23 protein-coding genes are annotated in these 23,348 nt (G+C 64.5%); 7 read left to right on the top strand and 16 right to left on the bottom strand.

Annotated features, from left to right (window positions below; all coding sequences use genetic code 11):
• Nucleotides 1-3 precede the first annotated feature (3 nt).
• Both ACSQ3E_RS11995 and ACSQ3E_RS11990 read right to left on the bottom strand, forming a co-directional pair.
• Nucleotides 4-1,179: an acyl-CoA dehydrogenase family protein gene (locus ACSQ3E_RS11995; RefSeq protein WP_310318855.1), complete on the bottom strand. Its 1,176-nt coding sequence runs from the start codon at nucleotides 1,177-1,179 to the stop codon at nucleotides 4-6.
• Complete coding sequence (locus ACSQ3E_RS11990) at nucleotides 1,176-2,309, bottom strand: acyl-CoA dehydrogenase family protein (protein WP_436122863.1); 1,134 nt, start codon at nucleotides 2,307-2,309, stop codon at nucleotides 1,176-1,178. The genes ACSQ3E_RS11995 and ACSQ3E_RS11990 overlap by 4 nt, the downstream gene beginning before the upstream one ends.
• Before the next feature lie 190 nt (nucleotides 2,310-2,499).
• Between ACSQ3E_RS11990 and ACSQ3E_RS11985 the strand changes: the two genes are divergently transcribed.
• Nucleotides 2,500-3,267, top strand: a complete 768-nt coding sequence (locus ACSQ3E_RS11985) for an SDR family NAD(P)-dependent oxidoreductase (protein WP_436122862.1) — start codon at nucleotides 2,500-2,502, stop codon at nucleotides 3,265-3,267.
• A gap of 43 nt (nucleotides 3,268-3,310) precedes the next feature.
• Here ACSQ3E_RS11985 and ACSQ3E_RS11980 read toward each other — a convergent pair whose 3' ends face one another.
• A complete protein-coding gene (locus ACSQ3E_RS11980; protein ID WP_436122861.1) occupies nucleotides 3,311-4,171 on the bottom strand; it encodes an SDR family NAD(P)-dependent oxidoreductase in 861 nt (286 codons plus the stop codon).
• Nucleotides 4,172-4,209: 38 nt separating this feature from the next.
• Nucleotides 4,210-4,623, bottom strand: coding sequence for a nuclear transport factor 2 family protein (locus ACSQ3E_RS11975; protein ID WP_436122860.1), 414 nt, complete (start codon nucleotides 4,621-4,623; stop codon nucleotides 4,210-4,212).
• 126 nt (nucleotides 4,624-4,749) lie between these two features.
• Between ACSQ3E_RS11975 and ACSQ3E_RS11970 the strand changes: the two genes are divergently transcribed.
• The 4 genes from ACSQ3E_RS11970 (at nucleotide 4,750) to ACSQ3E_RS11955 (ending at nucleotide 8,025) form a co-directional block, all read left to right on the top strand.
• Nucleotides 4,750-5,238 carry a nuclear transport factor 2 family protein gene (locus ACSQ3E_RS11970; RefSeq protein WP_436122859.1) on the top strand — a complete coding sequence of 163 codons (489 nt, stop codon included), beginning with the start codon at nucleotides 4,750-4,752 and terminating at the stop codon, nucleotides 5,236-5,238.
• A gap of 111 nt (nucleotides 5,239-5,349) precedes the next feature.
• Complete coding sequence (locus ACSQ3E_RS11965; RefSeq protein ID WP_436122858.1) at nucleotides 5,350-6,228, top strand: SDR family NAD(P)-dependent oxidoreductase; 879 nt, start codon at nucleotides 5,350-5,352, stop codon at nucleotides 6,226-6,228.
• Entirely contained in the window at nucleotides 6,225-7,115 is an 891-nt protein-coding gene (locus ACSQ3E_RS11960; RefSeq protein ID WP_436122857.1) for an SDR family NAD(P)-dependent oxidoreductase, read from the top strand. The genes ACSQ3E_RS11965 and ACSQ3E_RS11960 overlap by 4 nt, the downstream gene beginning before the upstream one ends.
• Nucleotides 7,116-7,287: 172 nt before the next feature.
• On the top strand, nucleotides 7,288-8,025 hold the full coding sequence (locus tag ACSQ3E_RS11955; RefSeq protein ID WP_310318831.1) for a TetR/AcrR family transcriptional regulator: 738 nt from the start codon (nucleotides 7,288-7,290) through the stop codon (nucleotides 8,023-8,025).
• Between the two features lie 55 nt (nucleotides 8,026-8,080).
• Here the strand turns inward: ACSQ3E_RS11955 and ACSQ3E_RS11950 are convergent, their stop codons facing one another.
• From ACSQ3E_RS11950 to ACSQ3E_RS11910, 9 genes are all read right to left on the bottom strand, one after another.
• Entirely contained in the window at nucleotides 8,081-8,686 is a 606-nt protein-coding gene (locus ACSQ3E_RS11950) for a VOC family protein (protein ID WP_436122856.1), read from the bottom strand.
• Between the two features lie 70 nt (nucleotides 8,687-8,756).
• A complete protein-coding gene (locus ACSQ3E_RS11945) occupies nucleotides 8,757-9,962 on the bottom strand; it encodes an acetyl-CoA C-acyltransferase (protein WP_436122855.1) in 1,206 nt (401 codons plus the stop codon).
• Nucleotides 9,963-10,193: 231 nt separating this feature from the next.
• A complete protein-coding gene (locus ACSQ3E_RS11940) occupies nucleotides 10,194-10,964 on the bottom strand; it encodes an SDR family NAD(P)-dependent oxidoreductase (RefSeq protein ID WP_436122854.1) in 771 nt (256 codons plus the stop codon).
• A gap of 12 nt (nucleotides 10,965-10,976) precedes the next feature.
• Nucleotides 10,977-12,047: a phosphotransferase family protein gene (locus ACSQ3E_RS11935; RefSeq protein WP_436122853.1), complete on the bottom strand. Its 1,071-nt coding sequence runs from the start codon at nucleotides 12,045-12,047 to the stop codon at nucleotides 10,977-10,979.
• Between the two features lie 15 nt (nucleotides 12,048-12,062).
• Nucleotides 12,063-13,265 carry an acyl-CoA dehydrogenase family protein gene (locus ACSQ3E_RS11930; protein ID WP_436122852.1) on the bottom strand — a complete coding sequence of 401 codons (1,203 nt, stop codon included), beginning with the start codon at nucleotides 13,263-13,265 and terminating at the stop codon, nucleotides 12,063-12,065.
• Nucleotides 13,266-13,329: 64 nt separating this feature from the next.
• Nucleotides 13,330-14,130 (bottom strand): CoA-transferase subunit beta, encoded by an 801-nt coding sequence (locus tag ACSQ3E_RS11925; protein WP_436122851.1) that lies wholly within the window; start codon nucleotides 14,128-14,130, stop codon nucleotides 13,330-13,332.
• An 11-nt stretch (nucleotides 14,131-14,141) separates the two neighbouring features.
• On the bottom strand, nucleotides 14,142-15,020 hold the full coding sequence (locus tag ACSQ3E_RS11920; RefSeq protein WP_436122850.1) for a CoA transferase subunit A: 879 nt from the start codon (nucleotides 15,018-15,020) through the stop codon (nucleotides 14,142-14,144).
• A gap of 48 nt (nucleotides 15,021-15,068) precedes the next feature.
• Nucleotides 15,069-17,162 carry a 3-hydroxyacyl-CoA dehydrogenase NAD-binding domain-containing protein gene (locus ACSQ3E_RS11915; RefSeq protein ID WP_436122849.1) on the bottom strand — a complete coding sequence of 698 codons (2,094 nt, stop codon included), beginning with the start codon at nucleotides 17,160-17,162 and terminating at the stop codon, nucleotides 15,069-15,071.
• The gene (locus ACSQ3E_RS11910; protein ID WP_436122848.1) at nucleotides 17,159-18,169 is read right to left on the bottom strand and encodes an NADPH:quinone oxidoreductase family protein; all 1,011 of its coding nucleotides are present in this window, start codon (nucleotides 18,167-18,169) and stop codon (nucleotides 17,159-17,161) included. Before ACSQ3E_RS11910 ends, ACSQ3E_RS11915 begins: the two co-directional genes overlap by 4 nt.
• Nucleotides 18,170-18,395: 226 nt before the next feature.
• Here ACSQ3E_RS11910 and ACSQ3E_RS11905 point away from each other — a divergent pair, with 226 nt between their 5' ends.
• Together ACSQ3E_RS11905 and ACSQ3E_RS11900 are read left to right on the top strand one after the other, a co-directional pair.
• Nucleotides 18,396-19,151 carry an SDR family NAD(P)-dependent oxidoreductase gene (locus ACSQ3E_RS11905; RefSeq protein WP_436122847.1) on the top strand — a complete coding sequence of 252 codons (756 nt, stop codon included), beginning with the start codon at nucleotides 18,396-18,398 and terminating at the stop codon, nucleotides 19,149-19,151.
• A gap of 104 nt (nucleotides 19,152-19,255) precedes the next feature.
• Nucleotides 19,256-20,794 (top strand): class I adenylate-forming enzyme family protein, encoded by a 1,539-nt coding sequence (locus ACSQ3E_RS11900; protein WP_436122846.1) that lies wholly within the window; start codon nucleotides 19,256-19,258, stop codon nucleotides 20,792-20,794.
• Between the two features lie 88 nt (nucleotides 20,795-20,882).
• On the opposite strand, the gene ACSQ3E_RS11895 is transcribed toward ACSQ3E_RS11900, so the two are convergent.
• The 3 genes from ACSQ3E_RS11895 to ACSQ3E_RS11885 are packed head-to-tail and all read right to left on the bottom strand — an operon-like array spanning nucleotide 20,883 to nucleotide 23,313.
• Entirely contained in the window at nucleotides 20,883-21,668 is a 786-nt protein-coding gene (locus ACSQ3E_RS11895; RefSeq protein WP_436122845.1) for an SDR family NAD(P)-dependent oxidoreductase, read from the bottom strand.
• A complete protein-coding gene (locus ACSQ3E_RS11890) occupies nucleotides 21,665-22,420 on the bottom strand; it encodes an SDR family NAD(P)-dependent oxidoreductase (RefSeq protein ID WP_436122844.1) in 756 nt (251 codons plus the stop codon). The genes ACSQ3E_RS11895 and ACSQ3E_RS11890 overlap by 4 nt, the downstream gene beginning before the upstream one ends.
• The gene (locus ACSQ3E_RS11885) at nucleotides 22,417-23,313 is read right to left on the bottom strand and encodes a branched-chain amino acid ABC transporter permease (protein WP_436122977.1); all 897 of its coding nucleotides are present in this window, start codon (nucleotides 23,311-23,313) and stop codon (nucleotides 22,417-22,419) included. The genes ACSQ3E_RS11890 and ACSQ3E_RS11885 overlap by 4 nt, the downstream gene beginning before the upstream one ends.
• Nucleotides 23,314-23,348 lie beyond the last annotated feature (35 nt).

Raw genomic sequence — 23,348 nt, 5'->3', positions numbered from 1 at the left:
CTCTTACAGCTTGCCGCGCGGCTCCCTGGGCATGCCGAGCCCCTGCTCGGCAATGATGTTGAGCTGGATTTCGTTGGTACCGCCGTAGATCGTGTCGGCGCGCGCAAACAGGAACATCTGCTGCAGGCGTTCGCGGCGCGGATCGTCGGAGACGATGTTGGCGTCCATCTTCAGCACGTCCATGGCGAGGCGGCCGAGATCGCGGTGCCAGTTCGACCACTGGTACTTGTAGGTCAGGGCCTCGCGGCGCGTTTCCGCCGACTGGTCGTCGCTGAGCACGCGCATCGCGAGGTAGCGCATGGCGCGCAGGCCAGTCCAGGCATAGGCGATGCGCTGGCGGATGGCGGGCGAGCGGTCGGAGCCGTTCAACTTGGCGATTTCGACGATCAGGTCGAGCTCCTGCTGGAAGCTCATCTGCTGGCCGAGCGTCGAGATGCCGCGCTCGAAGCCAAGCAGAGCCATGGCGATCTTCCAGCCGTCGCCGGGCTGCCCGATCACGTCCTCGGCCTTGGCACGCGCGCTATCGAAGAACACCGAGTTGAACTCGGCGCCGCCGCCGATCTGCTTGATCGGATGGATTTCGACGCCCGGCTGGCCGAGCGGCATGAGCAGGAAGATCAGGCCGTTGCGGCCGAGCGATCCCTCCTCGCAGCGGGCCACGACGAAGATCCAGTCGGACAGGTGCGCAAGCGAGGTCCACACCTTCTGACCCGATACGATCCAATCGCCGGTCTCTGGATCGAGCTTGGCGCGGGTCTTGATGTTGCCGAAATCCGAACCGGCGCTCGGCTCGGAATAGCCTTGAGCCCAGAACTCCGTGCCGCTGCGGATGCCGGGCAAGAAGCGCTTTTTCTGCTCCTCGGTGCCAAAGGCGATCAGCGTCGGACCCATCAGGCCTTCGCCGATATGGCCCATGCGGCCGGGCCCGCCGGCGCGGCTGTATTCTTCCTGGAAGGCGATCTGCTCGGCGACAGACAGTCCGCGTCCGCCGTGTTCGGCAGGCCAGCCCGGGCAGGTCCAGCGGCCGGCAGCCAGCTCGCGTTCCCACTCCTTGCGCAGTTCCGGTAGGACATCGCCCTCGCCCGAGCCGCCGCGATATTTCAGTTCAGTGAACTTGCCGGTGAGATGGCTTGCCATCCACTCGCGCACTTCGCTGCGGAATGCGTTCAGGTCGCTCATTTCACGCCTCCGTCGCCGAAGACAGATGCGGCAATGCGGTCGAGTTGGGCTTCCCGCGAGCCGAGCAAGGCAGCACTCGCCTGCGCGCGCTTGAAATAGAGATGCGGCTCGTACTCCCAGGTGAAGCCGACGCCGCCATGCAGCTGGATCGCTTCTTCCGCGGCACGGAACTGGAGGTCGGAGGCAAGCACACGTGCTCCCGCGATCTCCAGCGCGCTCTCAGTTGCGTCGGAGGTGCCCAAACCCTGGGCGGCTCCGAAGACCAGCGACCGCGCCTCGGCAACGTCGACCACCAACTCGGCGCAGCGGTGCTTGATCGCCTGGAACGAAGCGATGGTTCGCCCAAACTGGACCCGCTCGGCGATATAGGCGAGCGTCACATCAAGCGCACCCTGCGCTGCGCCCAGCTGTTCTGCTGCAAGGCCGAGATTGGTAAAGGCCAGCGCCTGCTGGAATTGGTCGGCGCTGACGTGTGCGTCATCGATACGGCTTTCGGCGGTAACCTCGATCGCCAGTTCGAGCGTCGCAATCGGGCGCGTTCCATCGAGCACCTTCAGCGGCGTAAAGGTCTGACCTGTCTCGCGCGACAGCGCAAACAGCGCCGTTGCTCCTTCCAGCTCAGCCGGCACAAGCACGACATCTGCTACCTCTAGATCGATGACCTGCGCGACCTTGCCATCCAGCCTGTAACCGCCATCGGTCCTGGTAGCTTTGACCGCAACCGTCGCCGCCGGATCGGCCACAGAAAGATCGGCATAGGCGACGGTCACGGCCATTTCGCCCGCGGCAATGGCGCCAAGGTATGTCGCCTTGGCAGCCTCGCTTCCGGCCGACTGCAAAAGCGGTGCCGCCAGGCACACCGTCGACCAGAAGGGCACGCAGGCAAGGCGTGCACCTGTGAGTTCCATCAGGATCGACACTTCGGTGGCGCCGAGCCCCAGTCCGCCGAACTCTTCCGGGATCGCCATCGCGCACCAGCCGAGTTCCCGCGAAATGCTGGCCCACAGCGCGGCGTCATGGCTAACGCCCCTGTCGACGACCCGCCGGATCGCTTCGGAAGAAGATTGCTCACGCAAGAAGCGCTGGGCCTCCTCGCGGATCATCTGCTGGTCTGGTGTGAATTCTAGCATGCGGACCTGTCGGACACGGATTGAGCGGTGCTGCTGCACCTGAGGCGCTGACGAAAGCGCTTCATGCCGGATGCCACCGGCCAGCGCCAGCAACATCGTCCAAATGTGGGATGCTGGTGCTTGGCCCGCCCTAGTCTACTCGGCTGAGACGGCCGGCGCGAAGCGGTCGTGCATTGCACTGGAGGCGACTATGGGGCTCAAGCGTTTCGACAACAAGGTGGTGCTGGTCACCGGCGCGGCATCCGGAATCGGCCGCGCCACCGCGCTCCGCCTGGCATCGGAAGGTGCAACAGTGATCCTCGCCGACCGCAATGTCGAAGGCGCCAGGCAAGTCTGCGCCATAGCCAGCGAGCAATACGGCGTCCACGCCGACGCGCTTGCCTATGACGCTGCCGACAAGGCTTCGGCGCGCCGGATGGTCGATGACGCATTGGCGCTGCACAGCCGCCTCGACAGCCTGATCAACAATGCCGGCATCTACCGGCGCGATCATTTCGCCAACCAGACCGGCGACGACTGGTCGCTGGTGTTCGGCATCAACCTCGAAAGCGTCTTCCATATCGTGCATCAGGCGCTGCCGGCGCTCATTGCCTCGCGTGGAAATGTCGTGTCGACGGCCTCGACCGCCGGCCTGCAGGGCATCGCCTATGCCGCAGCCTATGCCGCCTCCAAGGCCGGTATCATCGCCATGACCAAATCGCTGGCGACGGAGTATGCGCCCAAGGGCGTCCGCTTCAACGCCATCTGCCCCGGCCGTGTCCGCACCGAAATCGGCACCGGCCTGCAGCCGATCGAAGACCAGGACCCCGACATCATGGTCAAGCCGCCCAAGCTCGCCGGCAAGGAAAGCGGCGAGCCGGAGGACATCGCCAGCGCCTTCGCCTACCTCGCCTCCGACGAGGCCTGTTTCGTCACCGGCGCCGTGCTCGTGATCGACGGCGCCCAGACGGTGGGCTGAACGTTGTGAAGGACGTGCCGACCGCAATGTCGGCGCGCTGAGATCAACCCTTGTGGGCGTGTCCGGTGATGACGGGACGGTTCGTCCAAGTGCCATCCGCTGTCTGTCGCCATCCGCCCGCGGCGAGCGCACCGCCGTCGAGATTGATGGTCGTGCCGGTAATCCAGCTCGACAGCGGCGATGCCAGGAACAGCGCAGCACCCGCCGCATCATCAGGCTGGCCGTAACGTCCAAGCGGTATCCAACGCTTGACCATGTGCTGGTGCTCCTCGGGAATCCATTTCAGGATCTGGATCTGCTCGGTCTCCGTCGTCTCCGGTGCGATCGCGTTGACCCTGATGTTCTCGGGCGCGAGTTCGAGCGCCAGGCTCTTGGTGAAGCCCGTGATGGCGGTCTTGAAGGCGCTGTAGACGGCGAAATTGGGAATGCCGCGGAAGGCCTCAATGGTTGAGATGTTGATGATGCTGGCATTCTCGCCCTGGCGCAGCAAAGGCAGCGCCGCATGCGTCATCAGGAAGATGTGTTCGAGATTGACGCCGTAGAGCGCGCTCCACTCAGCTCGTGTCGTTTCGGCAAACGGCTTGTGGACCCCAAGGAAGTCGCCGACATTGTTGACCAGTACGTCGAGGCGGCCGAAGCCGTCCTTGACTCGCCCGATGACCTGATCGACGGCAGCCCCATCGGTCACGTCGGCGCAGACGACGACGTTGCAGACACCGGCGGCGTCGAGTTCGGCCCGCACCTTGTCGGCGCTGCCCTTGTCCTTCTCCGCCACCACGACTATGGCCCCACAGCGCCCGAAGGCCAGCGCGATGGCGCGTCCGATGCCGGCACCGCCGCCGCTGATCAGGGTGACCTTGCCGAGCAAGGAATTCGCCATGCCGGCGAGTGAGGTATCAGTCATGTCTGTCTCTTCATTTCAAATTAAGTGCACGGCCTTTTTCAGCCAGCGCGGAAGGTCATGTCGGTGCGCCGGTGGGCGAACTTCCAGCCATCAGGGGTGCGGACGAAGCGGTCGAAATAGCGCCCGACGACGCGCGGCAGCGTCGCCTTCGGATCGTCGCGGCTGATGCCATGGTAGGTGAAGGTCGCAACGCCGCTCGCATTGTCTTCATCGATCACGTCGATAACGATGTTGTGGGCCATGTGTATCGTGGTGTCGGTCTGCGCCTTGGCGTCGAGATAGGCGCGCATTTCGGCATGACCCTTGAGTGGCCCCTTCCAGGTTTCCCACAAGCCGTCGGGCGCCCACAGCGCGATCAGTTCCTCGTGCCTGTAGTCGTCGACAAGGATGCAGTACCGTTGCACCAGCTTGGCGCATTCGTGCTCGGCGGCGATCCGATCCAGAAAATCCATCCCATCCTCCCCTGACGTCGGGCCACCGTCGCGTCAGACGAAATTGCCTTCATCCTCCAAACGAACGATGGCGGGCACGTCGGGTGGAGCAGCTATGGACCGACAACGGCAGCCGGAGGACGGGAAATGTCTGACATCGAAGCGCGGTTTGCGGCGCTGGAAGCGCGCATCAAAGGGCTGGAAGATCAGCTTGCCATCTATCAGCTCATCGCCACCTACGGTCCTTCGGTCGACAGCCGCACCGGCGCTGCCACCGCTTCGCTCTGGGCCAAGGATGGTTCTTATGACTTTGGCGGCGACCCGCTGGTCGGCGCAGAAAAGGTCGGGTCTCTGGTTAACATCGAGCCACATATCCACTACGTCGCCGACGGCTGCGCCCACGTGCTGAGCATGCCTCATGTCACCGTTGACGGAGACAGGGCCGTGGCGACGGGCTACTCGCGCGTCTATCTCAACCAGGGCGACCACTGGCGTGTCGAACGCGCCAGCGCCAACCGCTGGGAACTCATCCGCACGTCCGGGGGCTGGCGCGTCCAGAACCGCATCAACCGCCTGCTCAACGGCCAGGCCGAGGCACGTGACCTTTTGTCGAGCGGCGTGAAAGGCGACGCCTGACCACGTTCCACTGGTGCCCAGCCCCAAGCAAGCGCCTGCGCTGGCATCGTCCGAACGTGGGATGCCCGTCTGAGCTGGCCCATCCATGGTGACCGGCCGGGAGGACACGAAATGAATACACTTCAGGGCAAGTCGGTGGTCATCACCGGCGCCGGATCTGGGCTGGGCGCAGCCTATGCGCGCCATGCCGCACGCTTGGGCGCCGCGGTCGTCATCAACGACATCAGCGCCGAGGCCGCGCAGTCGACGGTCAAATCGATCGTGGCATCCGGCGGCAAAGCTGTTGCGCATGCCGGCGACATCTCGTCTTGGAGCTACGCCCAGTCGCTTGTCGACGCCTGCATCGACGCTTTCGGCGCTGTTTCAGGCATCGTCAACAATGCCGGCATCCTCCGCATCGGCAAGATTCTCGACCTCACCGAGGCGGACATGCGTCGCATGGTCGAGATCAATCTCATCGGCACCGCGGCCTGCGCCAGCCATGCGGCGCGGCGCATGCTCGCCGCCGGCAAGGGTGGCTCGATCATCAATGTCGCCTCTGGCTCCCAGGCCGGCGACGTCGCGCTTGGCGGCTATGGCGCCACCAAGGGCGGGGTGGCGTCCCTCACCTACAGCTGGGCCATGGAACTGCGCGGCACCGGCGTGCGCGTCAACGCGCTGTCGCCGCTGGCAGAAACCGCAATGGCCGCCCAGAACAAGGCGCTGATGGCCGAGCAGGCGGCAAGCCGCGAGGTGCACTATGCCGCCCTGCCCGACGCCGACGTCAATGCGCCTGTCGTCAGCTTCCTGCTCTCCGATGCCGCCGAAAAGATCAACGGCCAGGTCGTCCGCATCGCCGGCAAGCAACTGTCCTTCGTCACCCATCCGCTGATCGCCGACCCGGTACTGGAAGGCGACTGGAGCTACGAGGCGGTCGCCGCTGCCTTCGGCGAAACGTTGGCCGGCAACCAGCAGCCGCTCGGCCTCGGCTACCAGAGGAAGCCCAATTGAGTAGCACCCAAAACAGGCCGGTCGCCGTCATCACCGGCGCCAGCCGGGGCCTCGGCCGCGGCATCGCCATTGCGCTCGGTGAAGCGGGTTTCACCGTCTATTGCACCGGCCGTAGCGACAGAAAAGCAATCGGCCCGTGGGGCGGGACAGTCCGCGATACAGCCGAGGCGATCGACAAGGTCGGTGGCCAGGGCATCGTCGCCATTTGCGACCACCTAGATGACAGCCAGACCGAAGCCCTGTTCAAGCGCGTCGACGCCGAACGGGGGCGTCTCGACCTGCTCGTCAACAACGCCTTCGCCATGCCCGACTGGGCCGTGCCCGACGGCAATTTCTGGGAGCGTCCGCTGTCGCTCTGGCGCGACATGATCGATGTCGGCCTGCGCTCGAGTTATGCGGCAAGCCACTTCGCCGCCCCCATCATGGTCCGCCAGCGCTCCGGCCTGATCGCCAACACCTCCGGCCCCGGTGGCAAGATCTACCGCCACGCCTTGCCCTATGGCGTCGGCAAGGCCGGCCAGGACAAGCTGGCCCATGACATGGCGCATGAGCTGCGCCCCTTCGACGTCGCCGCGATTTCACTGTGGCCGGGCTTGATCGGCACCGAGCGCACACTGGCCGGCATCGCTGCCGGTGGCGTGGTCGGCGACAGTGCCGGCAACCTGCCACATATCGAGACGCCGTTCTTCATCGGTCGCGTTCTGGCGGCGATCCATGCCGCCGGTGACGCCATGACACTCAGCGGCGGTACCTTCTATTCGACCGAACTCGCGAGCCGTTACGGCATCACCGATGCCGATGGGCGCCTACCCGAGTCGCGCCGTCCGCTGTTCGGCGCCCCGCTCTATCAGCCGATCTCAGGCGAGGCCGGTGAAACCAGATCATGACACTGATGCCTGACGACAAAAATCCTGCATCGCGGCAGGCTTACAGAAACGCGAACCGTATTATATTCGATCCGGCCAGTAGCCAGGGCTTTGGGCGATTCGACCCCCGGTTGTCGAACGCGGCGTCGAGTATCCAAAGCGCGGAGTTGTGGCCTTGAGCAGGATAGCGCGTATGGCACAGATGGATGGCGGCGCAGGCGCAGAATATCTCGATCGCGACGGCTCGGCCCGCGCCTCGACAAATCCGCGCAAGGAGCTGGTGCGTGAACAGCTGATCGACATCGCCGCCGAGCTGTTCGACAGCAAGGGTTATGTCCAGACCAGCATCAACGACATCGCCCAGGCGCTCGGCCTCGGCCGTTCGGCCGTCTACCACTACTTCCGCAACAAGGAAGAGATGCTTGCGGCACTCGTTGAGTCGGAAGCGCTGACGCCGTCACACCGCCTGCAGGAACTGATGGCCGAACCGGGCCTGTCGCCTACCGAGAGGCTGCGCCGCGCCATCGTCGACGGCATCGTCCGCCGCCTGTCGTCCGGCTCGCGCTTCATCCTGTTGTCGCGGCTTGAAACCCAGATCCCCGAGGCGCTCGGCCCGCTCTACAACCAGGGTCGCCGCCACATCTACGACTTCTACGTCCGCTGCATCTCCGACGGCATCACGTCAGGCGAGTTCCGCACCGTCGATCCGAAGGTGACCGCCTTCGCGGTGATCGGCATGGCCAACTGGACCTCGCGCTGGTACTCGCCCGCGGGTGCCAAGACTCCCCAGGAGATCGGCGAGATCATTGCCGACATGGCGCTAGCCGGCCTGCGTGCCCACCACGACCAGCCGCGCGATGCCGAAGCCGTGCGCCAGACCATATCGGGCCTGCGCCAGCAAATCGACGAGCTGGAAAAGCTGGTCAAATAGCAAACGGCCGCCGGTTTGTTCCCGACGGCCGCGTCTGACAGCAGTTTCCTGGAAATCAGTCGAACTTCACGCCGGCGTGCTGGATGAAGGCGCTGTAGGTGTCGAAACGGATAATGGGATCGGTGCCGGCGTAGGCGCGGATGTGGTCGAGCACCGCCTGGCGCGACCGGCGCCACATCGGCGGCACGATCTCCAACATCGGCCCGTAGAGATCAGGCGAGCGATAATAGAGGATCGACTCGTCCTGGCCGGCGACGCGGATCTCGTAGTCGCGCTCGTAGCCGGCAGCCTCGACACGAGCGGTCGCCTCGGCATGGTCATGCACCCAGAAGCCCAGATGCTGCAAACCTTCGCGACCGGCCGCTAGGAAATCCGTATAGGGTGACGAAGCGTCGTTGGTCTGCTCGATCAGCTCGATCTGCACGTCGCCCATGTAGCCGAAGGCGAGCCGCAGTTCGACCTCGACGGGCTGGCCGCGATGCCAGGTGGTGCTGACCGGCTGGCTGACGCCGCGTTCCATGAAGATGAAGGGACCGACACCGAAGACGTCGATCCAGTGACGCATCGCCTTCTCGATGTCGCGGACGACGAAGCCGAGCTGGGTTGCCGGCCCCAGGATGGGCTTTACCCTCTGTGCAAGTCCGAGATCGGCTACGGTCATCGTCCCTCCCAAGAATCGCCGCGCGACCATTCGGACGCACAGGACGCTCCTGTCTCTTTACTCTGCTCGATCAGTTGAAGATTTCAAACAGGCCGGCAGCGCCCATGCCGCCACCGACGCACATGGTGACGACGCCGTATTTCACGCCGCGGCGGCGGCCTTCGATCAGCACGTGGCCGGCCGTGCGCGCGCCGGTCATGCCAAACGGGTGGCCGACGGCAATGGCGCCGCCATTGACGTTGAGTTTTTCCGGGTCGATGCCGAGCGTGTCGCGGCAATAGACGGCCTGGCTGGCGAAGGCTTCGTTGAGTTCCCACAGACCGATGTCGTCGACCTTGAGGCCGTGCTTCTGCAACAGCTTTGGCACCGCGAAGATCGGCCCGATACCCATCTCCTCCGGCGCGCAGCCGGCGACCGTCATGCCGCGATAGGCACCCAGCGGCTTGAGGCCGAGCTGTTCGGCACGCTTTGCGTCCATCACCACCAGTGCGGCCGCGCCGTCCGAGAGTTGCGACGAGTTGCCGGCGGTGACGTATTCGCCCAGCTTGATCACCTCGCCGTCGGCGAAGACCGGCTTCAGCTTGGCCAGGCCCTCGAGATTGGTGTCGGCGCGGAAACCCTCGTCCTGCGCCAGCGTCACGTCCTGGAAGCTGGTCTCGTTGGTGTCCTTGTTGACCACCATCTTGCGTGACGCCATAGGCACGATCTCGTCATCGAAGCGGCCGGCCTGGTGGGCGGCAGCGGTGCGCAGTTGGCTGGCGAGCGAGAACTCGTCCTGTGCCTCACGGCTGATGCCGTATTTCCTGGCGACGATCTCGGCGGTCTCGATCATCGTCATGTACATGTGCGGCCACTGCGAGGTCACCGCCTGCGAGCGCGAGCGGTAGCTGTTCTTGTGCTTGTTCTGGGTCAGGCTGATCGATTCGACACCGCCGGCAACGATCGTTTCCATGCCGTCGACGATGATCTGCTTGGCTGCGATCGACACGGCCATCAGGCCCGACGAGCACATGCGATCGATCGACATGCCGGGCACGCTGTCGGGCAGTCCCGCCGCCGCCGCGGTCAGGCGGCCGATATTGTAGCCCTGCGTGCCCTGCTGGGCCGAGCAGCCCATGATGACGTCTTCGACGGCATCGGGGGCGATGCCGGCGCGAACGACCGCCTCGCGCACCGCGTGGCCCGACAGCGCCGGCGCCTCGGTGTCGTTGAAGGCGCCACGAAAGGCCTTGCCGATGGGGGTACGGGCGACGGAAACGATGACGGCTTCGCGCAAAGGATTGCTCCAGAACAGTTGTTTTCGGCAGGGAACCAGGCAGGCAACGCGCAGGACATTTTCTGCTGCGCAGCGCCCGGAACCGAAGTTTTCCAACTACTTGCTAGGAGCGACGGGGCGGCCGAACATCGTCTGAAAAGACTAACGGCCGGTCCGTGACACACATCGATTGCGAAAGCCGATGCGTAGGAGGCGACGGCGCAGGCAATGGAGCCCGCGCCGCAGAAGCGGTCAGACGTGATAACCGCCGTCGACATTGATGACTTCACCAGAGATGAATCCGGCGCGGCTCGACGCCAGGAACGACACGGCCTCGGCGATGTCGATCGCCTTGCCGTTGCGGCGCAGCGGCGTGGCCATGGCCGCCGCCTGCATGTACTTGTCGTCGATGTAGCCGAGCTTGCTGAGCTCGGTGTGCTGGCCGGTCTCGATGATGCCGAGCGCCACGCCATTGGAGCGAATGCCATAGCGACCCTCTTCCTTGGCCACGCCTTTCATCAGCGCATGCACCGCCGATTTCGGCACGACGGACAGGCCGTCGGCGGCGGCAAAGCGATACTGCGCCGAGCTCTGGCAGGAGACGATCGAGCCGCGCGTCTTGCGCAGATGCGGGATGGCGAAATGAACGACGTTGAAGAAGCCGAAGGCGTCCTGCATCAGGTGCTTGCGCATCTGCTCGGGCTCGATCTTGCTGAGATGGATCAGCGGCACCAGCGGACCGGCTGCATAGACGACCGTATGGATGCCGCCATTGGCTTCAGCCACGCCGTCGATGAAGGCGCGGGTTGCCTCGACATCCTCGATGTTGAGCTTGTGGGTGGAGGCCTTGCGCCCCTCGCCGCGAACGGCCTCGGCTGCAGCTTCCGCCTTGGCCTGGTTGCTGTGATAGGTCAGCGCCACGTCGCAGCCATCACGCGCCAGCACCCGGCAGATCTCGGCGCCAACGCCGCCGCTGCCGCCGATGACGATGGCCGCTCCCTCGGCCGGATACAATCCGCTCATGTCCATCCTCCCTTATGATTTCATCGCCAGTTCGGCGTAGTGCCAGCCGAATTCGGCCACCGGCCGTGCCAGCGCGCCGGCTTCGCGGGCATGCGCGCTCGCCGCATTGCCGTCGACCACGCGTTTCATGATGCCCTGGCGAATACCGGCAACGCGGAACAGGCTGTAGGCGAGATAGGCGTACCAATGCCGATCCGACACGCCGTCCTGCCCGGTTGCCCTGAGATAGGCGTCGCGATAGCTGCGCTCGTCAGGAATGCCCAGAGCGCCGATGTCCAGGTCGCCCAGGCCACGATAGGGCTGGTTGGGCAGGCGCCAGGTCAGCATGTGATAGGCGAAATCGGCCATCGGTTCACCCAGCGTCGACAGCTCCCAATCAACGACAGCCAGCACCCGCGCCTCGGTCGGATGGAAGATCATGTTGTCAATGCGGAAATCGCCATGGATCAGCGATGTCCGTGTTTCAGGCGGGATGTTGCCGGGCAGCCATTCGATCAGCCGGTCCATCGCCTCGATGGTTTCGGTCTCGGACGCCCGATACTGCTTGGACCATCGCGCCACCTGGCGCGCCACATAATCTCCCGGCTTGCCGAAATCCTCGAGCCCGACCGCCTTGTAGTCCGTGGTGTGGAGAGCGGCTGCGACGCGGTTCATCTCGAGATAGATGGCCTTGCGTTCTTCAGGTGATTGCTCGGGCAAGGCCGGCGCCCAGAACGAGCGCCCCTCGACGAAATCCATGACGTAGAACATTGCACCGACGATGCTCTCGTCGTCGCAGAGCAGCCGCGCGCCGGCGACAGGCACGTCGCTGTCGCGCAGCGCACTGATCACAAGGAATTCACGGTCGACGGCGTGGGCCGACGGCAACAGCTTGCCATCAGGCTTCTTGCGCAGCACAAGCTTGCGCTTGCCGTCGAACGACAGCAGCATCGTCGGGTTGGACTGGCCGCCGCGGAAGCGCTCGACCGAGAGCTTGCCCTCGCAGCCGTCGATGCTGGCCTTGAGGTAGGCGTGCAGGCGCGCGACGTCGATCTTGCTGTCGGCGGCGAGCGGCTCGGTGCCGACAAAACGGCTGGCATCCATGGCGCGCCTCCCCGCTCAGTCCAGGTATTTGGCGAGTTCGATGCGCCCGATCTGGTTGCGGTGCACCTCGTCTGGACCATCGGCGAAGCGCAGCTTGCGGGCATGCGCATAGTAGTTGGCGAGCACGAAGTCCTGCGACACGCCGGCAGCCCCATGCGCCTGGATCGCCCAGTCGATGACCTTGCAGGCCATGTTCGGCGCCGCCACCTTGATCATGCCGATCTCGGCGCGCGCCGCCTTGTTGCCGACGGTGTCCATCATGTAGGCGGCCTTCAGCGTCAGAAGCCTGGCCTGGTCGATCATGATGCGGGATTCGGCGATCCGCTCGAGCGTCACCGACTGTTCGCCGATCGGCCGCCCGAAGGCGACGCGGCTCTTCACCCGCCGGCACATCAGTTCCAGGCAGCGTTCGGCCAGGCCGATCAGGCGCATGCAATGATGAATCCGGCCAGGCCCGAGGCGGCCTTGCGCGATCTCGAAGCCGCGGCCTTCGCCCAGAAGCATGTTGGTTGCCGGCACCCGAACGTTTTCGAACAGCATGTCCATGTGGCCGTGCGGCGCGTCGTCATAACCGAACACGGTCATCGGCCTCAGCACCTTGATGCCTGGCGTGTCCATCGGCACCAGGATCATCGACTGCTGCAGGTGCTTGGCGGCACTGGGATCGGTCTTGCCCATGAAGATCAGCAATTCGCAATGGCGGTCGCCGACGCCCGAGATCCACCACTTGCGACCATTGATGACGTAGCCGTCGCCGTCGCGGACGATCGAGCTCTGGATGTTGGTCGCGTCGCTCGATGCGACGTCGGGCTCGGTCATGGCGAAGGCAGAGCGGATCGAACCGTCGAGCATGCCGGGCAGCCAGCGCGCCTTCTGCGCCTCGGTGCCGTAGCGCTCGATGGTCTCGATATTGCCGGTGTCGGGCGCCGAGCAGTTGAATATCTGCGACGAGAAATGCACCCGGCCCATGACTTCGCACAGCGGTGCGTATTCGGTGTTGGTCAGCCCCGCGCCGTGCGCGGAATCCGGCAGGAACAGGTTCCACAACCCGGCCGCCTTGGCTTTGGCCTTCAGTTCTTCGAGGACAGGTGGATGGCCCCAGCGGTCGGCTTCGACCTCTTCGTGGTAGCGGCGTTCATTGGGATAGACATGCTCGTCCATGAAGGCATTGAGCCGCTCGAGCAGGCTTTTTGTCTTGTCACTGTATTCGAAGTCCATCTTGCGTCCGCCACTGCCATTCCAAGGAAGAGCCGCCGGCAAACAACTGCCGGCGGCGATGTCGTCACGCGGCGCGGACGCCGGGAGGATTACCCTTCAGCACGGTGGCGCGGACATTGTGCGGGTCGAGTCTAGCGATGATCGCCATCTGCTCCTCGGTCGGCGCTGCCGTGGTGGTCATGTCTTCGGCGCGCATCAGCGGGAAGCCGGTCGCGTCCTGCACCTGCTCGAAGGTAACGCCAGGATGCAGCGACAGCACCTGAGCGGCATGATCAGGACCGTTGAAGTCGAACACGCAGAGGTCAGTGATGACCACGCCGAGCTTGACGTCGGCAGGCTTGGCACCTTCCGGCCAGTTCTTGGCGTTGTAGCCAACGCTTGCCACCACATCGACCTCACCTTCGACGAAAGTGCGCTTGGAGTGGCTGGGCAGGAACATAGAGTTCTTGTGGCAGATCGAGTTGCCGGGGAAGCCGCGGACGCCGAGCATGGCGACCTTCGGCTTCTGGAACTCGCCGCCAAGTGCCGAGATGTTGCCCTGGCCGTAGCGATCGACCTGCACCGGCGTCACCATGGCATGCCTGCGGCCGCTCCAGACGCTGTCAAAGACACGGCTGTATGGCATCCAGCCGGAAAGCTTCGGCTTGTAGTCGCCGCGCGGTCCGAGGGGAATCGGGTCCTCGACGAGGTAAGCCTCGCCGTCCGTCATCATGATGCCGGGCGCGCAGGTCAGCTTGGCAAGGCCGGCCGCAAGCCGCGGCAGCGGGCCGATGCCGGTGGCAAGAACCTCGCCATCAGCGGCCCAGGCCTGTGCACCGACAGCTACGATCAGTTCGGCAAGAGTGAATTCTTTTGCAGTCGTCATGTCGTGTCCGATCAGAAAATGGGGAGCGGCAGGGTGCGGATCTTGGTTTCGCCGCCAACACTCGCGGCGTAGCTGGCCTCGTCGCCCTTCACATATTGGTCGAAATATCGCTGCCAGCCGCCCTCTTCGGTAGCCGACGCGGCGTAGTCCTTGAGGTGGCCCATGTCCCAGCCATAGGCATCATGCGCTGCCGTCGGGTGCGCGCCGAGCGGTGCCGAAACCACGCCCGTGACCAGGCAGCGCTCGAACAGGTTCGACTTGGCCTTGTCTGAGTATTCATCGCCGATACGGTCGACCAGAACTTCGGTGGTGACGAACACCTTGTCGGCGGCGCGGGCGAACAGGCCATCGAAGAACGGGTCCGGACCGTCGGTCTGGGTGTTGCCCAGGCGGTCGGCGCGGCTCGCATGGATCAGCGCCACGTCGAGCTTGATCGCCGGCATGGCGAGCAGCGCTTCGCCGTCGTCATAGGGCGACTTCACCGTCTTGAAGTGCGGGTTGTACTTCATGACGTCCGAGCCAAGGCCGACACGTGTCGCCGCGAACGGCAAATTGTGGCCGGCAGCCTGCAGGCCGAGCAGCAGCAGGCCCTCGTCGAGCTCAGAGACTTCGACCGCGCCTGCTTCGCGCGCCTTGCGGAAGTAGGGCTCGATCGGCATCGCATCGAGCGAGACGAAGCCGTAGATCAGCTTTTTGACCTTGCCCGCAGCGCACAGCATGCCGATTTCCGGTCCGCCATAGGCGACCAGCGTCAGGTCCTTGAGGTCCGAGCGCAGGATCTCGCGCACCAACGCCATCGGCTTGCGCCGCGGACCCCAACCGCCAAAGCCAATCGTCATGCCGTCGCGCAGCTGGGCGACGACCGCTTTCAGGTCCATTTCCTTGTTCATAGCATCCTAGTCCGTCTGTTCTTCATTTTGTTTCGGCGGGATACGGCCTCAGCCGTAGAAGCCCTTGCCCTCGGCAACCAGCCGCTCGATCAGCGCGGCTGGCTTGAAATATTGGTCGCCCACGAGGCCCGCATATTTGTCGAGCGCCGCCTTGACCTTCGGCAGGCCGACCTGGTCGGCATAAAACATCGGGCCGCCCAGATAGGTCGGGAAACCGAAGCCGTTGGTCCAGATGACGTCGATGTCGCCCGGCCGTGCCGCCGCACCCTCGTCGAGGATCCTGGCCGCCTCGTTGACCATGGCAAACAGGCAGCGTTCGAGGATTTCCTCGTCGGTGATGGCGCGCGCGGTGAAGCCGCGTTCCTTACGGTGTGCGTCGAGCAGCTCGTCGACGGCGGGATCGTGCGAAGCCTTGCCGTTTTCGTCATAGACGTAGTAGCCCGCGCCCGACTTCTGGCCGAGCCGGCCGGCTGCGACCAGCCTGTCTACGATGTTGCACTGCTGCTCGCGCGGCGACATGCGGGCGACCCGCGCCGCCCGCGCTGCGGCCATGATGTCCATGCCAGCGAGATCGGCCAGCGCGAACGGGCCGATCGGGAAGCCGAAGGCGGTTAGCACGCGGTCGACCTGTTGCGGCGTCGCACCGTCCTCGAGCAGGAACTGGGCCTCGCGCGTGCGCTTGGAAAGCATGCGATTGGCAACGAAACCTTCGGAGCGCCCGACCATCACGGGCGCCTTGCCGAGGCGCTTGCCCAGCGCAGTCGTCGTGGCGAGCACGTCGGGAGCCGTCTTGGCCGCCCGCACGTTCTCGAGCAGCTTCATGACATTGGCCGGGTTGAAGAAATGCATGCCGGCGACGCGCACCGGGTTCTTGGACGAGCCAGCCAGCTCCTCGATGTCGAGGAACGAAGTGTTGGTGGCGATGATGGCGTCGTCGCGCAGCACGGCGTCGAGCTTGGCGAACACCTCCTTCTTGACGTCGAGCTGTTCGGTCACCGCCTCGATCACCAGGTCGACATCGCCGATGCCGTCATAGGTCGTCGTGGTGGTCAGCAGCGCCAAACGGCGCTCCATCTCTTCGGTCGACAGGCTGCCGCGCTTGACGCTGCCTTCATAGATCTTGCCGATCGCCTTGACCGCGGAGGCCAGGCCTTCGTCAGTGAGGCCGATCAGCGTCACCGGAATGCCGATGTTGAGGAAGCAGGCGGCGATGCCGCGGCCCATCGTGCCCGGGCCGACGATGGCGACCTTGCTTACGTTACGCGGCTTCACAGTGGCATCGACGCCGTCGATCTTCAGCGCTTCGCGTTCGGCAGCGAAGATGTGGCGCAGCGCCTTGGACTGTGGCGAGACCAGCAGCTCCTTGCAGGTTTGATACTCGAGCGCGATGGCCTCGGCGACCGGTGTCTCGGTGACCATCTTGATCAGGTCCACCGCAACAAGAGGTGCCTTGAAGCCTTTGTATTTCTTGGCCAATGCCGCGCGGCTGGTTTCCAGGATGGCAGGGTCGAATGCCGGCACCGGCAGGTCGCTGGTGCGGCGCAGCCTGGCGCCGTCGGCAATCACCTTCTCGGCGAATGCGATGGCTGCGGCCTTCAGGTCGCCCGAGACAACCTCGTCGACAATGCCCTTTTCGCGGGCGTCGCGTGCCGAAATCTGGCCGCCTTCGCTGATCATCGCCAGCGCCTGCTCGACACCGGCAAGGCGCGGCAGGCGAACCGTGCCGCCCGAGCCCGGCAAGATGCCGAGCTTGACTTCCGGCAGGCCGACCTTCGAGCCTTCGAGCGCGATGCGGTAGCTGCAGGCGAGCGCCACTTCGAGACCGCCGCCAAGTGCCGTGCCGTGGATGGCGGCTATGATCGGCTTGGTTGCGCCGTCCAGCGTGTCAATCACCTCGCCCAGCAGCGGTGCCACCATCGGCTTCTTGAACTCGTGGATATCAGCACCTGCGATGAAGGTGCGACCTTCGCAGACGATGACCATGGCGCGCGCCTCGGCATCGTCTTCCAGTGTCCATACAGCCTCGATCAGCCCTGCCCGGACCGAATGCGACAGCGCATTGACCGGCGGATTGTTGACGGTCGCGACCAGAATGTTGCCTTGCTTGGCGACCGAAACGGTCTTTGCGAGCAGCTCGGTCATGCCGGCACTCCTTCCCTGCTATGTCCTGAATTGCCTGTCACCAGCACGACCTTACCCTTGACGGCGCGCTCCATGACGACGTCGAGCGCTTCAGCGAAACGATCGAGCGGATATTCGGCCGAGATATGCGGACTGAGCTTGCCCTGGGCGAACCAGTCCATCAGCTCGGCAATGTTCTCGGCATTCTTCTCCGGCGCCGAGCGTGCATAGGCGCCCCAGAACACGCCGATCAAAGCCGACTGCTTGAGCAGCAAAAGGTTGAGCGCGATCTTGGGGATGTCGCCGGCAGCAAAGCCGATCACCAGCAGGCGACCGAACAGCGCCAGCCCGCGCACCGCCGTCTCCGTCATGCCGCCGCCGACGGGATCATAGACCACGTCGACGCCCTGCCCGTTGGTCAGCTCCTTGAGCCGCTGGCGAAGGTCCTCGGTCGAATAGTTGATCGTCTCGTCGGCACCATGTTCACGGCATAGCGCCAACTTCTCGTCGCTGGAGGCGGCCGCAATGACACGCGCGCCCATCTGCTTGCCAAGCTCGACCGCCGTCAGGCCGACGCCGCCGGCAGCGCCGAGGACCAGAAGGGTCTCGCCCGGCTTGATCTGCGCACGATCCTTCAGCGCGTGGTGCGAGGTTGCATAGGTGATCAGGAAGCCGGCGGCCTCGACGAAGCTCATCTCGGCGGGGATCGGAAACACCTTCCAGGCGTCGACCGCGACCTGCTCGCCATAACCACCGATGCCGGCGAAGGCCAGGACGCGCATGCCGACCTTCAGGCGCTCGACGCCCTCGCCGACCGCAATGATGACGCCGGCGGCTTCGCTGCCTGGCGTGAACGGCAGTTCGGGCTTGGTCTGGTACTTGCCCTCGACCATCAGGCCGTCGAAGAAGTTGATGCCGCACGCCTCGATGCGGATCACCACCTGGCCCGGCTTTGCCACCGGTTCCGGGACCTCTTCGATCCTGAGTTCCGCCCTTGGGGCGAACTCCTTGCAGATCACTGCCTTCATTTCACTACGCCGCTTGTTGCTGCCGTTTCGGCACTGCCAAATTCTTCAATCGAAGCAAGGAATGGGACAGGGGCAGAGCGCTAACATCGTCTGATGGGACTAGTCGCCTGGCAGCAGGCATTTTGGCGGTCAAACCGCTGAAATGCCGAACAATCTTAGTCCCTTCGGACGATGTTGCCGGCACCCGCGCGCGCAGGTTCGCGGGTACAGTTTCGAGGAGATCATCATGGCCCGTCTGGCAGGCAAAGTTGCATTCATCACCGGCGCGACCGGCGGCATCGGCGAGGCCGCAGCAAGGCTGTTCGCACACGAAGGCGCCAAGGTGGCGGTTGCCGGCCGTAGCCGCGACAAGGGCGAAGCCATCGCCTCGTCCATCAATGCGTCAGGCGGCACGGCACTCTATGTCGAGACAGACGTCACCGAACCCGACAGCGTCGAAGCCTCGTTCAAGACCGTCATGGACGCCTGGGGCCGTCTCGACGTGCTCTACAACAACGCCGGCGGCTCGAGCTCTGCCGACGGTCCGGTGACGGTGGCGCCGTTCGAGGAGTTCTGGCGCTGTATCAAGCTCGACCTGTTCGGCACCTGGGTCTGCTGCCGCAATGCCATTCCCCTGATGCAGCAGTCCGGCGGCGGTTCGATCGTCAACTGCTCGTCCATCGTCGGCGCGATGGGCATTCCCAACCGCGACGCCTATTCGGCGGCCAAGGGCGGTATCATCTCGCTCACCCGCTCGATGGCAGTGGAGTTCGCCAAGGACAACATCCGCGTCAACGTGCTGGTGCCGGGAGCGGTCGCCACCGACCGTGTGCTCGGCTTCTTCGAGCGCGAGCCGCATCTGAAGGCGCAGTTCGACGCCTATCTGCTCGGCATCGCCGAACCCATCGATGTCGCCAACGCAGCGCTGTATCTGGCCTCGGACGAGTCGCGAAAAATGACCGGCCACCAGTTGCCCATCGACGGCGGCATCCTGATTTCGTGACCGGTACGCCTGTCCTGGCTTAGTCTGTGCAGACGATGCCTGCGTCGACCTCCGGGTCTTGAACTCGCCACGGAATCCCAATTTCGACTGCAGGAAATACGAGCATGGAAATCCTGAGCCAGGTGCTGGCGCGGAACGCACGGCTGATCGGCGAGCGCAACTTTATCGTCACCGACAAGGAGACGATTACCTATGCGCGCTTTTCCGAACTGACGGCACAGCTGGCAAACGTGCTCAAGGCACGCGGCGTGGCCAAGGGTGACCGCGTCGGGCTCTATCTGCCGAGCACGCCGATGATGGCGATCGGCTTCTGGGCCTGCCAGCGCCTCAGCGCGATCCCGGCCCCGCTCAGCGCCATGTTCCGCCACGCCGAACTGCGCAAGATCGTTGCCCAGACCGGCATGAAGGCGCTCGTCGCTGACAGCTCGACCTGGTCCTATTTTTCCGAGATCAGGGCCGAGTTTGCCGATCTCGCCCATTGCCTTGTGGCCTCCGGCGACGGCGGCACCGACGACCTCACCTCGTTGATGGCCGCAGCGCCCAAGACGTTCGAGGACGTTGCCTGCCACATCGATGACATCTGCGCCCTGTTCTTCACCTCCGGCACAACAGGCGCGCCCAAGGGTGCCGCGCAATCGCAGTTCAACCAGTGCTCGACGCTGCGCGACATGATGGTGTCCCACCGCACGCGCTTCGCTGAGGAGGTTTACCTCTGCGCCGTGCCGCTGTTCACCAATTTCGGCCTGACGGTGACGCTCAACCTCTGCCTCTATACCGGCGGTACCATCGTCCTGCACGAGCGCTGGGACACCCAGCGTGTGCTTTCCGACATCGGCAGGTACCAGGCGACCTATTTCGGCGGCACGCCGACAATGTATGTCTACATGGTCAACGAGGTCGATCCGGCCAAGCACGACCTGTCGTCGCTTCGCATCTGCACGACCGGCGGCTCGCCAGTGCCGCAGCCAGTCATCCGCCGCTTCGAGGAATTGTCGGGTGCGCGTGTCACCCAGGTCTACGGCTCGACCGAAACAAGCGGCCAGAACGTCATGGAGCCAACCGCTGGCATCCGCAAGCCGGGCTCGGCTGGCCTGCCCGTCGGCAGCTCGCGCATCGCAATCGTCGACGACGAAGGCAACGCCATGCCGCAGGGCGAGATCGGCGAGGTCATCATCTCGGGCGATTGCGTCGCCCAGGGCTACTGGATGGACGAAAAGGCATCAGCAGAAGCCTTCGGCAATGGCGGCTGGAAGTCGGGCGACCTCGGTTATGTTGACGAAGACGGCTATCTGTTCATCGTCGACCGCAAGAAGGACGTCATCATCGCCGGCGGCCACAATGTCTATCCGCTCGAGATCGAAGCGCTGCTCTACAAGCACCCCGCGGTCGCGATGTGCGCGGTGGTCGGCACGCCCGACGAGAGCAAGGGCGAAATCCCGGTCGCCGTGATCGTCAAGGTTGAGGGACAGGACGCGACGGCGGAAGAACTGATCCGCTACTGCCGCGAGAGCCTCGCCGCCTACAAGGCCCCTCGCGCCGTCCACTTCATCGACACCATGCCGGTCGAGGCAGCCAAGATCCGCAAGCGCGAGCTAGTGCTGGCGCTGCGCGAAAACCGACTGGACGATTTCAGGAACAAGTGAGCCCACAAACGCCAAAACGAAAGGCCGCGTAGTGCGCGGCCTTTTTCTTTTGCTGACAATACGTTGCCGCCAAGGGATTGGACTTCGATCAGGCGCTCGCCACGTCCCCCGCGCCACCGAATGCGCTCCAACCGCCATCGACCGGCAGCACCGTGCCCGTGATGTAGGACGCCCAGTCCGACAGCAGGAACACCGCTGCCCGCGCCATTTCCTCCGGCAGCGCCAGCCGACCGAGCGGCGTGCGCCGTTCCAGGATCGTCGGGTCGAATGCCTTGCGCTCGAGCAAAGCCTGAACCATCGGCGTCAGCGTATAGGCTGGCGCGATTGCGTTGACGCGGATGCCCGACGGACCCCATTCGCAGGCCAGCGTGTGCGTCAGGTGGTTGATGCCGGCCTTGGCCGCCGCATAGGCCGAGCGCCTTGGAAAACCGCCGAGCCCGACGATGGACGACACGTTCACGATGGCGCCGCGCTTCTGCGCCAGCATCGGCCGCGATGCGGCACGGCACATCAGGTAAGTGCCCTTGAGGTTGACGTCGATGACGCGCTGCCAGCGTTCCACCGACTGCTCGTGCACCGGCACCAGGTCGTCGCCGATACCAGCCGAGTTGAAAACGAGGTCGAGCCCGCCGAGAGCAGCTATCGCTTCCCTGACCATGCGTTCTGCATCGTCTTCACTTGCGACGTCGCCCTGGGTTGCGCCCACTGCTGAGGTGCGTTCCGCCGCCGGATCGAGCTGGTCACGGTTGAGGTCGGCAATGACCACGCGCGCGCCGAGATCGCTCAGCAATCTCGCAACCGTCTCACCAATGCCGCTGGCGCCGCCAGTCACCAGCACCCGCTTGCCGTCGAACCGGATCGACGGCGCGCTCATGCGTCGGGATCCCCGCCGTCATCGGCGTCCTGCTTGAAGTGGAAGTCCGGCTGCCATTCTGCGCGCGGCTGGACATGCAGCTTCCAGTAGGCCTCGGCGACCAGATCGTGGTCGTAGGGCGTGCCGGCCTGCATCGTGCCATGGATGGCGACGGTCGACACATGGATACCCGCAGGCGAAAGCTCTTTCTCCAGCGAGTGCCCGAGGCTGCGAAGGGCCGCCTTGCCGAGCGAGGTCACGCCCCATTCGATCCAGGGGCCAAAGGCGAGCACGCCGCCGGTGAGCAGGATCGTGCCGCGGCCGCGCTCAATCATGCCAGGCGCAACGGCCTGCGCCGCATGCAGCGCACCCGCAACGTTAGTTCTGAAGGCATCGACGACATAGTCGACGCTGGCTGGTTCGCCATGCGACGTCCAGCCGTCGGCGGTGCCGTATTTCACCTCGCCCAGCCGCGACGGCGTGACGAAGCGCGCCGGCTCGATGATGGCGGCGTTGTAGATCAGCGCTTCGGCATCGCCATGGCGGTCGCGGATCGTGGCATGGATGCAGCCCATCTCTTCCGGCTTGCCGGCATCGCCGACGAAACCGGCGACATCGAGCCCCTCGGCCCTTAGATCGTGTTCATAGCGCGCAATCGCTTCGGCGCGACGGCCGACGAAGGCAACACGATGTCCTTCGCGCGCGAACTTCTTCACCAAAGCCTGGCCAAGCCCGGGCCCCATCCCGATCACGATTGTAGAAGGCGCGCTCATTGCGCCACCTTGGTCGTGGCCTCGGTTCGGTCAGCCGTCTGCTGGGCCTTGCGCTCGGCGCGGTTCGCCAGGAATTCTTCCAGCGTGCCGATGATGCCCTTGCGCAGGAACAGCACGCACAGAACGAAGATGATGCCCTGCACCACCACCACCCAGGCGCCGAGGGTCGCCAGCTCGCGCTGCAGCGTCACCAGCACTGCCGCACCGACCACCGGTCCGAGCAGCGTGCCGACGCCGCCGATCAACGTCATCAACAGCACGTCGGCCGAGGTCATGAAGAACACGTCGGCCAGCGACGCCAGCTGGAAGATGATCGCCTTGAGGCCACCTGCGACGCCAGACAGCATCGCCGAAAGCGTGAACGCGATCAGTTTGAAGCGGTCGGTCGAATAGCCGAGCGAAATGGCGCGCGGTTCGTTCTCGCGGATCGACTTCAGTGTCTGGCCGAAAGGCGAGTGGATGATGCGGTAGACGAAGGCGAAGCCGACCAGGAACACGGCGAGCGTCACGTAATACATGTTCAACGTGTTGGAGAGATCGATGACGCCGAACAGCATGCCGCGCGGCACCGACTGGATGCCGTCCTCGCCATGGGTCCATGGCGCCTGCACTGCGTAGAAATAGATGATCTGCGCCAACGCCAGCGTGATCATGGCGAAGTAGAGCCCCTGCCGGCGGATCGCCAGCCAGCCGAACAGTGCGCCGATTGCGGTTGCCACCGCTACGCCCAGAAGGATGCAGAGCTCGGTCGGCAAACCCCAGGCGGCAGCGGCATGCGCCGTCACATAAGCCGACGCGCCGTAGAAGGCGGCATGGCCGAAGGCAAGCAGGCCGACGTAGCCGAAGATAAGATTGTAGGCGAGCGCGAACAGCGCCAACACGAGGATCTTCATGCCCATGACGGGATAGATCAGGAACGGCAAGATGC

Source organism: Aminobacter sp. LjRoot7 (assembly GCF_964252895.1).
Classification (GTDB): domain Bacteria; phylum Pseudomonadota; class Alphaproteobacteria; order Rhizobiales; family Rhizobiaceae; genus Aminobacter; species Aminobacter aminovorans_B.
This window is presented reverse-complemented; position numbering and strand designations above follow the sequence as displayed.